This is a genomic window from Streptomyces phaeochromogenes, assembly GCF_001418655.1.
Taxonomy (GTDB): Bacteria; Actinomycetota; Actinomycetes; order Streptomycetales; family Streptomycetaceae; genus Streptomyces; species Streptomyces phaeochromogenes.
On the sequence record NZ_LIQZ01000314.1, the window covers coordinates 20,519 to 27,857 of the forward strand.

The window sequence follows — 7,339 nt, forward strand, 5'->3', positions numbered from 1 at the left end:
GCGAATTCGAGGGGCCACTGCCGTTGCGGCCCCCCCAGCAGCAGAACGTGCGACGTGTACCGACGTCGTACACGGGACCGGCGTCCGGCCGCTACGCTCGGCCCGGTTCGAACAGACGACGACCGGCGGGAGTCCAGACCGCCGGCAAGGAATGTGAGTGAGCGCGTGACATCCGGAGATGGCGATCACCAGGCGGGGATACGTTCGGAACACGGCTCGGGACGGCTGATCTCCGGCCGGTACCTGCTGCACGACATCCTCGGCAGAGGGGGCATGGGGACCGTCTGGCGCGCCCATGACCAGTTGCTGGACCGCCCGGTCGCCGTCAAGGAACTGCACATCCTCACCCACGGCGACGAGGAACACCGCATACGCGTGCGCCGTACGATCCGTGAGGCGCGCGCGGTCGCACGGGTGCCGCATCCGCATGTGGTGGGCGTCCATGACCTGGTCGAGTCCGAGGACCGGCTGTGGATCGTGATGGAACTCGTCCAGGGGCCCTCGCTGGCCCGCCACCTCGCCGAGTACGGACCACTCACCCCACAGCACACCGCCTCCCTCGGGCTGCAACTGCTCGACGCGCTGGTGGCGGTGCACGCGGCCGGCACCCTGCACCGTGATGTCAAGCCGGCCAACGTCCTGCTGCGCCGCGACGGCAGCGCAGTCCTCACCGACTTCGGCATCGCGGTCCTGGACGACGGCGAGTTCCTGACCACCACCGGCGAACTGATCGGCTCGCTGGAGTTCATGGCGCCGGAGCGGGTGATGGGCTCGGAGGTCGGCCCCGCCTCCGATCTGTGGTCCCTGGGTGCGACCCTGGCCACGGTGTGCGGCGGGCTGTCCCCGTTCCGCAGACCGGCACGGCCCGCCACACTGCACGCGGTTGCCTACCAGGAACCCGCTCTCAGCGAGCGGCTCGGCCCACTGCGCCCGGTCATCGAGGCGCTCCTGCGCAAGTCCCCAGACGAACGCCCCACTGCGGCCAGTACGCGCGACACGCTGCACCGCGTCGCCGCGGGACACTCGGACGCCGGGGCGCTGCTGCCGTCACCGACCGCCCACGCATCCTGGCCCGCGCCCCTGCTGGCCGACGCGGACACCATGACCAGCGGCCGCCAGGGCCTGGTCCCGGCCGGGCAGAACGGCCAGACGTCCGTGCACACCACCTCGCTGAGGCCCACGCCTCAGCCCTCGTCCCGCTCCCGGGGCGCGAAGCGGCTGTTGTGGGCACTGGTCGGAACCGCGGTGCTGGCGGCGGGTGTTGGCGGTGGCCTGTTCCTCACCGGAGTGCTGCCGCTCAAGAAGGACCCCGTCACGACGACCACCCGCCAGGCCGTGAAGTCCACGACCGGCTGGCAGAAGGTGACCGGAGTGACCGTCCAGCCAGGAGACACGGTCACCGTGCGCTTCGTCTCGGGCCAATGGACCGTCGACCACGTCAACATCCCCATGACCGGCCCCGCCGGCTACAACGCGGCAATCGACCAGTCGCTGGACGGCGCGAAGGACTGCAAGCTCAAGCCCGCGGCACCGTTCGGCGCCCTCCTGGCACGCCTCGCGGGCGAGAAGAACGTTCCCATACGCTCCGTCGGGCGGAAGCTGACCTTCAAGGCGGCCGGCAACGGCACCCTGCAACTGGCCATCAACGACGAGGCCGACAGATGCGTCCAGGACAACAGAGGCACCCTGACCATGCAGGTCAGCGTCACGCACCAGCCTTGACTCCTCCCCACCACCTGACCGGCCTTCAGGGCTCGATGAGGCCGACGCGGATGGCGTAGCGGGTGAGTTCCAGTCGGTCGCGCAGGCCCAGCTTCTGGAGGAGGTTGGTGCGGTGGCGTTCGACCGTCTTGGCGCTGATGACGAGGAGGAGGGCGATCTCCTTCGAGGTGTGGCCCTCGGCGACGAGTTTGAGGATTTCCTCCTCGCGTTCGGTGATGGGGCGGGCGGGCAGTGGTCCGCCGGTGCGGGCACGGTCGAGGTAGGTGCGGATGAGGGTGGTCTCGGCGCCGGGGTAGATGAAGGGCTCGTCGCGCAGGGCGGCGCGACAGGCTTCGACGAGGTCGCGGTCGGCGACGGATTTGAGTACGTAGCCGGAGGCGCCGGATTTGAGGGCCTCGAAGAAGTACTGCTCGTTGTCGTACATCGTCAGCATCAGGGTGCGCAGGCCGGGGCGGAGGCGGGCGAGTTCGCGGGCGGCCTGCAGGCCGGTCCGGCGGGGCATGGCGATGTCGAGTATGGCCAGGTCGATGTCATTGGCACGGGCCTGGGCGATGGCTTCCGCGCCGTCGGAAGCCTCGGCCACGACAGTCAGGTCCGGCTCGGCGTCGAGGATGAGGCGGACGCCGTGGCGGACCAGGGCGTGGTCGTCTGCGAGCAGGATGCGGGCCGGTGTGGTCATCGCGCTGTCTCCTGGGTGCGGTCGGCGGCTGCGTGGCCGGTGACGTTCAGGCGTATCTCGGTGCCGCCGTGGGGACCTTGGCCGATCCGGAACTCGGCGCCGATGAGGAGGGCACGTTCGCGCATGCCGCTGATGCCGGCTCCTTCGGGTGCGGCCCCGATCCCTTGGCCGTTGTCACGGACCAGCAGTCCCACCCGGTCGTCGGGCAGGGCGCGCAGGTGGACCTCGACCCGGGTGGCGTGGGTGTGGCGGGCGGTGTTGGTGAGCCCTTCCTGGGCGACGCGGTAGAGGACGAGTTCGGTGGCCGGGTCAAGGCGGGGCAGCCCGGGAGTGATGTGCGCGGTCGCGCTCAGGCTTGAGGTGGTGAACTCGGCCGTCAGGGCGCGCAGGGCGCTGTACAGGCCGAGTTCCTCCAGGACTCCGGGACGCAGACGGCGGGCGATACGGCGGATCTCGTCCAGTCCGGCGCGGGTGGTCTCCTGCGCCTGCCGCAGATCGTCGCGTACGGGCTGGGGTGCGTGGTCGGCTGTGTGTTTGAGCTGGAGCAGGACGGCGGTGAGGGTCTGTCCGACCTCGTCGTGGAGCTCCCTGGCGAGACGCTGGCGCTCGGCTTCCTGCGCGGACAGGGCTCTGCCGGAACTGGTGGCGCGTTCGGCCTCCAGCCGGGCGAGCATGGCGTTGAAGCTTGTGGTGAGTTCGGCGATCTCGCCGGGGCCGGTGACGGTCGTGCGGCTGCCGGGCTTGAGCAGGTCGACGGTGGCCATGGCCCGGTTCAGGCGCGCCAGCGGAGCCAGTGCGATGCGCAGCAGTACGGCGTTCGCGATCACCATCACGATCAGTCCGGCCAGCAGGACGAGGGCCTCGCCGAACAGCACCGGCGTGGAAACGGTGACTGGTCCCAGGAGCAGCAGGACCGCGACGACGAGCACGGCCGCGTTGAGGACGAAGATCCGCCAGTACAGCGACATGGACCTGTGCTCCTTTCCCGGTGACCGCCGACCGCTCACCTCCGCTGTCGCCTGCCGCCGCCGAACGACCCTGTTGAGGGCTCTGGCCTGCGATGGGATCCACTGCCCCCGCCCCACCCTCACCCCTGTGGGGACCCCGTGTCCATCCGGGCTGACACCCATATCCCCAGGCTGTTAGCAGGTGGCACCATGAGTCCCCGCCGCGCCGGATCACCTCGCTGAATCCGTCGTGGCCCGCACTGCTGCCGCAAGGATCGACGAAGAAGGGGGAGGGGTTGTGCCTGCCGGGCGAATGAGCACCACACCCTTGCCGGGGATCGGTGTCCAGTACGACCTCACCACAAGGGAGCAGCGCCACCTGTCGGTGATCGCGCACCGGGACGGCGCCCGCACGGTGAACGTCTACCGGACCGACGACCCCGACGCCTGCGCCCAGTCGCTGCGTCTGACGGAGCCGGAGACCGCCTCACTGATCGACGCGCTGGCACCCTCGCACCACAGCCCGAACCTGCTCTCCACCACCGACCTCGGCCTGGTGGCCGAGCGGATCGAACTGTCGTCGGTCTCGTACTGGAACGGGCGCGTCCTCGGTGACACTCGGATGCGCACCGACACCGGAGCGTCGATCGTGGCCGTTCTGCGTCGGGCGCAGGCGATTCCCTCCCCCGCTCCGGACTTCCGCCTGGCCGGCGGCGACATCCTGATCGTGATCGGCACCCGCGAGGGTGTGGAGGCAGCCGCCGCGATACTCGGGCGGGAGTGACCCGGTGCATTCCTCCGCCATTTTCCTGATCGAGTTCGGTGCGATCATCCTGGGCCTGGGACTGCTGGGCCGGTTCGCCGGACGGTTCCAGTTCTCGCCCATACCCCTCTACCTGCTGGCCGGGCTCGCGTTCGGCGAGGGCGGGCTGCTGCCCCTGGGCACCAGCGAGGAGTTCGTCGCGATCGGCGCCGAGATCGGCGTCATCCTGCTGCTGCTCATGCTCGGCCTCGAGTACACCGCCACCGACCTGGTCTCCAACCTCAAAACCCAATACCCCGCAGGACTGGTCGACGCCGCCCTCAACGCCCTGCCCGGCGCGGCGATGGCCCTCCTGCTGGGCTGGGGCCCGGTCGCCGCCGTCGTCCTGGCCGGTGTCACCTGGATCTCCTCCTCCGGCGTCATCGCCAAGGTCCTGGGCGACCTGGGCCGTCTCGGCAACCGCGAAACCCCGGTCATCCTGAGCATCCTGGTCCTCGAAGACCTCTCCATGGCCGTCTACCTGCCCATCATCACCGCCCTCCTCGCCGGCGCCGGCCTCGCCGCCGGCAGCGCCACCCTCGCCATCGCCCTCGGCGTCGCCGGCCTCGTCCTGGTCGTCGCGGTCCGCTACGGACGCCACCTCTCCCGCTTCGTCTCCAGCGACGACCCCGAAAAGCTGCTGCTGGTCGTCCTCGGCCTGACCCTGCTGGTCGCCGGCGTCGCCCAGCAGCTGCAGGTCTCCGCCGCCGTGGGCGCGTTCCTGGTGGGCATCGCACTGTCCGGTGAAGTCGCCGAGGGCGCCCACGGCCTGCTCTCCCCACTGCGCGACCTGTTCGCCGCCGTGTTCTTCGTCTTCTTCGGCCTGCACACCGACCCCGCCAGCATCCCGCCCGTCCTGCTCCCCGCCCTCGCCCTGGCCCTGGTCACCGCCGGCACGAAAATCGCCACCGGCTACTGGGCCGCCAAACGCGCCGGGATCTCCGCCAAGGGCCGCTGGCGGGCCGGCGGCACACTCGTCGCCCGCGGCGAGTTCTCCATCGTCATCGCCGGCCTCGCCGTCACCTCCGGCATCGAACCCAGACTCGGCCCGCTGGCCACCGCCTACGTCCTGATCCTGGTGATCGTCGGCCCCCTCACCGCCCGCTTCACCGAACCTGTAGCCACCCGACTCGCCGGCCGCCGCCGCGAGCCCGCCACCACGGTCGCCGAGACACCCCAGGACCGGGACCTCGTCCCCAGCCCCGACGCATCCGCCGAGAAGTAGCCAGGTCTTGGTGGGTTGCGAGGTGCGGGTCGGTCGTGGCTGAGTGCGCGGTTCCCCGCGCCCCTTGAGGTGGGCGAGGGGGCGGGCGTCGGTAAGGTCATCGATCATGACCGTTGCGCGTTCCGTTGCCCTGTTCGTCGTCGCCGCCCTGTTCGAGATCGGTGGGGCCTGGCTGGTCTGGCAGGGCATTCGCGAGCACAAGGGCTGGATCTGGATCGGTGCCGGGGTCATCGCCCTCGGCCTCTACGGCGTGGTGGCCACCTTCCAGTCCGACGACAACTTCGGGCGCATCCTCGCGGCGTACGGCGGGATCTTCGTCGCCGGGTCGATCGCCTGGGGCATGGTCGCCGACGGCTACCGGCCCGACCGGTACGACGTCATCGGCGCGCTGGTGTGCCTCGCCGGGATGGCCGTGATCATGTACGCGCCCCGCAGCCACTGAGCGCGGTCGACTTGCAGCCGCTGCGGCTCGCGTCCCCGGCCCAGCTCCGCTCATGACCGGGGCTGCCGGAGGCGGCGTTGGTGGGACGTGTCGAACAGGTTCACCGCGCAGGCAGCCCCGACCAGCCCTGCCGCGAGCAGCAGCCCGTGCGGGAGAACGGCGCCGACGACCACGGCAGTGAGCGCGAGTGTCATCGCCAGCCACGCCCTGCCTCGGCGGTATTCGCGCGGGCGGCGAGGGCGTCCCTGACCGAAGCCATGGGCGAAGCGGGGGTCGTCGAGCCGCAGCCGGGCTTCGAGGTCGGAGATCCTGTCGTCGTCGGATTGCGTCATGTTCCGCTCCTTCCACAGCAGTTGGGTCGAGCAAAGTCGAAGTACCGCAGCCACAGCACCATCAGCCGGAACGGTCGTCCACCGGCCCGGTTCGCCGCCCAGATCGCCATGTGCTCGAACACGCCGGTACTCCGGAGCAGGGCAACGATCAGCGTCATGCCCAGCAGCAGGAGATTGACGTTCCAGTCATGACACTCACGTCCGGCCCGGCCCGCTCCAGCTCGCCGTGGCAACGAGCGGCTCCCCGCCTTCCCGACGTGCTTCCGCCACGCTCGCGAGCGCTGCTCCTTCACCTCACCCTCGCCCAGCGCGCCACGCCCGCGCATCGGGGACGGCACCCATCCTCGTCCCGCCGGCAGCGCGGTATCCACTCGGGCAGGCGAAGCGAACCGGGACCGCACGGCAGCCCGGAGCGCGTCGACTTCCGGCTCCTCGTTCTCGGTCGGGGGAAGGCGCCGCGCCTACCATGACGGCATGCCCCTCGAATTCTTCGCAGGCACCCCCGTCAACGACTACACGGCGGCACTGCCCTGGTACGAGCGACTCCTCGGCACCCCGCCGACGTTCTTCCCGCACGACACGGAAGCCGTATGGGAACTGGCGGAACACCGGTACGTGTACATCGTGCAGCGGCCCGGCCGGGCCGGAAACGCCGTGCACACCATCCTCGTCGACGACCTCGACACCCGGGTCGCGCAGATCGCCGCTCGGGGTCTGGAGCCGACGACCCGCGAGACCTACGCGGAGGGCATGCGCAAAATCACCTACCACGACCCGGACGGCAACGAGTTCGGACTCGGCGGCGCCGCGCACTGACGCCACCATGCGACGAGCCGCGTTCTGACGTTCACCTGTCGCATCGTCAAGGTGGGCAGGCTCGCCAAGATTTCCGCTCCGCGGACGAACTCCGCGTTCGTCCGACACGGCTGACGGCGTCGCACCACGGGCCAGCCCCTCGACGGACCCGTGCGCGATCCTCGTCCCGCTCCCTTGGCGTCTCTCCTTGATCAGCGGCTCCGCCGCGGGTTGGACGCTCCCCGGCCTTGGGGGAACTGCCCGAGGTGCACCGCACGGTGGACGACCGCCGCCAGCTCCTGGATGTCCTCGGTGAAGGTGTCGACGCGGATCCGGCGTCCGCTGTGCAGCCGGAACTCGCAGGAGGAGCCCATGCCGCGGGCGTCGGCGAGCGG

General features: G+C 70.3%; 8 protein-coding genes and 2 pseudogenes. 5 read left to right on the plus strand and 5 right to left on the minus strand.

The genetic code is table 11. The features are described from left to right. The first annotated feature begins 165 nt into the window (after window positions 1-165). The gene (locus tag AOK17_RS35065) at window positions 166-1,722 is read left to right on the plus strand and encodes a serine/threonine-protein kinase (RefSeq protein WP_055616629.1); all 1,557 of its coding nucleotides are present in this window, start codon (window positions 166-168) and stop codon (window positions 1,720-1,722) included. 25 nt (window positions 1,723-1,747) lie between these two features. On the opposite strand, the gene AOK17_RS35070 is transcribed toward AOK17_RS35065, so the two are convergent. Together AOK17_RS35070 and AOK17_RS35075 are read right to left on the minus strand one after the other, a co-directional pair. Continuing rightward, the gene (locus AOK17_RS35070) at window positions 1,748-2,401 is read right to left on the minus strand and encodes a response regulator (RefSeq protein ID WP_055616630.1); all 654 of its coding nucleotides are present in this window, start codon (window positions 2,399-2,401) and stop codon (window positions 1,748-1,750) included. Beyond that, on the minus strand, window positions 2,398-3,369 hold the full coding sequence (locus AOK17_RS35075; protein ID WP_055616631.1) for a HAMP domain-containing sensor histidine kinase: 972 nt from the start codon (window positions 3,367-3,369) through the stop codon (window positions 2,398-2,400). Before AOK17_RS35075 ends, AOK17_RS35070 begins: the two co-directional genes overlap by 4 nt. Window positions 3,370-3,661: 292 nt before the next feature. Between AOK17_RS35075 and AOK17_RS35080 the strand changes: the two genes are divergently transcribed. The 3 genes from AOK17_RS35080 (at window position 3,662) to AOK17_RS35090 (ending at window position 5,817) form a co-directional block, all read left to right on the plus strand. Beyond that, window positions 3,662-4,132, plus strand: a complete 471-nt coding sequence (locus AOK17_RS35080) for a cation:proton antiporter regulatory subunit (RefSeq protein WP_055616632.1) — start codon at window positions 3,662-3,664, stop codon at window positions 4,130-4,132. Window positions 4,133-4,136: 4 nt separating this feature from the next. Continuing rightward, window positions 4,137-5,375 carry a cation:proton antiporter gene (locus AOK17_RS35085; RefSeq protein WP_055616633.1) on the plus strand — a complete coding sequence of 413 codons (1,239 nt, stop codon included), beginning with the start codon at window positions 4,137-4,139 and terminating at the stop codon, window positions 5,373-5,375. Window positions 5,376-5,481: 106 nt separating this feature from the next. Next, the gene (locus tag AOK17_RS35090; protein ID WP_055616634.1) at window positions 5,482-5,817 is read left to right on the plus strand and encodes a YnfA family protein; all 336 of its coding nucleotides are present in this window, start codon (window positions 5,482-5,484) and stop codon (window positions 5,815-5,817) included. Between the two features lie 50 nt (window positions 5,818-5,867). On the opposite strand, the gene AOK17_RS35095 is transcribed toward AOK17_RS35090, so the two are convergent. After that, a complete protein-coding gene (locus AOK17_RS35095; RefSeq protein ID WP_055616635.1) occupies window positions 5,868-6,149 on the minus strand; it encodes a DUF3040 domain-containing protein in 282 nt (93 codons plus the stop codon). Between the two features lie 53 nt (window positions 6,150-6,202). Next, window positions 6,203-6,337 (minus strand): annotated as a pseudogene (locus AOK17_RS49140) (SLC13 family permease); the annotation flags it as partial. Window positions 6,338-6,623: 286 nt separating this feature from the next. Here AOK17_RS49140 and AOK17_RS35100 point away from each other — a divergent pair. Further along, the gene (locus tag AOK17_RS35100) at window positions 6,624-6,965 is read left to right on the plus strand and encodes a VOC family protein (protein ID WP_055616636.1); all 342 of its coding nucleotides are present in this window, start codon (window positions 6,624-6,626) and stop codon (window positions 6,963-6,965) included. Window positions 6,966-7,156: 191 nt separating this feature from the next. Here AOK17_RS35100 and AOK17_RS50305 read toward each other — a convergent pair. Continuing rightward, window positions 7,157-7,339, minus strand: a pseudogene (locus tag AOK17_RS50305) (hypothetical protein); the annotation flags it as partial.